This is a genomic window from Marinimicrobium sp. UBA4209 (assembly GCF_002381585.1).
Lineage (GTDB): Bacteria > Pseudomonadota > Gammaproteobacteria > Pseudomonadales > Cellvibrionaceae > Marinimicrobium > Marinimicrobium koreense.
The window spans coordinates 1-1,851 of record NZ_DFTP01000045.1 but is presented as its reverse complement, the minus strand read 5'-3'; the positions used below and the strand labels follow the sequence as shown (position 1 = coordinate 1,851).

The window sequence follows — 1,851 nt, the reverse complement described above, 5'->3', positions numbered from 1 at the left end:
AACCCATCCCTGGGGGCTCGCATCGCGGGTCCCCCGCTCCACGGTCCTGGGAGGTCTTACCCCAATCCCAGGCTCGCTTGGTCACTTTGTAGATATCACGAGTAGGTCGGGTTGGCGCGCAGCGCGTAATCCGACACGCAAATACAAGGAAATTCGGTACCTCAATTGTCGGATTACCGCCAAGGCCTAATCCGACCTACGGGGACTATTGGACTCTGTAGCAGAATGGACAAGAGGTGATACCAGAGTGCTGAGGGCCGATTTGGGGTGTAGGGTTGCCAGACCGTGGAGCGGGGGACCCGCGATGCGAGCCTACAGGGATGTATTTACGGCGTGTCTGGCAACCCTACACCCCAAAGCGGACCGGACGTGATGCCAAAACAGGATTCGCTATAGATTTACTAAAAATCACACTCGAAAACCCGACTTATAACAGACCAGTAAGTGGAGAATATTCATGGCTGGCCACAGTAAATGGGCTAACATCAAACACCGCAAAGCCGCCCAGGACGCCAAACGCGGTAAAGTATTCACCAAAATCATTCGCGAGCTTACCGTCGCCGCCAAAGGCGGTGCCGCGCCTGAAGACAACCCCCGCCTGCGTACCGCCATGGACAAAGCCCTTGGCGCCAACATGAAAAAAGACACCATCGACAAGGCCATTGCCCGTGGTGCCGGGGCCGGTGAGGGCGACAACTACGAAGAAGTCACCTACGAAGGCTACGGCGCCAATGGCATCGCCGTGCTGGTCGAATGCATGACCGACAACAAAAACCGCACCGTGTCCGAAGTACGCCACGCCTTCAGCAAACGCGGCGGCAACCTCGGCACCGATGGCTCCGTCGCCTACCTGTTCACCCGCATGGGCCAGATCAGCTTCGAGGGCATCACCGAAGAAGACATCATGGAAGCCGCGCTGGAAGCCGGGGCCGAAGATATTGTCACCAACAGTGACGGCACCATCGACGTTCGCACGCCCTTCGAGGAGTACTTCGCCGTGAAAGAGGCGCTGGTGGCCGCCGGCTTCGAGCCCACCAATAGCGAAATCATCATGCTCCCGTCCACCACCATTGAGGTGGACAAAGAAGGTGCTGAGAAGCTGTTGGCGCTGATCGACATGCTCGAAGACCTGGACGATGTCCAGAACGTCTATACCAACGGCGACATCCCCGATGAGGTGATGGAGCAACTGAACGCATAAAGGGGCGTCAAGCCCCAGAGGTGGCCATGACCCGCATACTGGGTATCGACCCGGGTTCGCGCAAGACCGGCTTTGGTGTGATCGAGCGCATCGGCGGCAAAGTGGCCTATATCACCAGCGGCGTGATTAGGGTGCCCGAAGGCAGTCTGCCGGAGCGTCTCAAGGTGATTTTTGATGCCATCACCCAGATCGTCCAGCAGCAGAGCCCGGATGTGGTGGCCATTGAGCAGATTTTCATGGCCAAAAATGCCAGCTCGGCCCTCAAACTGGGCCAGGCCCGCGGCGCGGCGATCACCGCCGCCGTGGTGCAGGACCTCTCGGTCTACGAGTACGAAGCCCGAAAGGTCAAACAGTCGGTGGTCGGTACTGGCGCGGCGGACAAGGCGCAGGTACAACACATGGTCAAGGCCCTTCTGCGCCTACCGGGCACCCCCCAGGAAGACGCCGCCGACGCCCTGGCCGTAGCCCTCTGCCACTCCAATACCCAAGACCAATTGATCGCCTTGGCGGGCAAACGCAGTTTCCGGCGGGGTAGGGTGGTGTAGTTTTTCCGAACCTCTCTGAATTACCTGCAGTGGTTGCGGAGAGTCCGGTCTGAAGTGGGGTAAGGGGTTCCCAGACACGCCGTGAATACGGTCCTACGCGCTCCC

At 59.0% G+C, this 1,851-nt stretch carries 2 protein-coding genes; both read left to right on the top strand.

What is annotated here, in order from left to right; all coding sequences use genetic code 11:
• Window positions 1-457: 457 nt before the first annotated feature.
• Complete coding sequence (locus tag B3187_RS06235) at window positions 458-1,201, top strand: YebC/PmpR family DNA-binding transcriptional regulator (RefSeq protein WP_024459681.1); 744 nt, start codon at window positions 458-460, stop codon at window positions 1,199-1,201.
• Window positions 1,202-1,227: 26 nt separating this feature from the next.
• On the top strand, window positions 1,228-1,746 hold the full coding sequence (gene ruvC, locus B3187_RS06230; RefSeq protein ID WP_286805169.1) for a crossover junction endodeoxyribonuclease RuvC: 519 nt from the start codon (window positions 1,228-1,230) through the stop codon (window positions 1,744-1,746).
• Window positions 1,747-1,851: the final 105 nt, after the last annotated feature.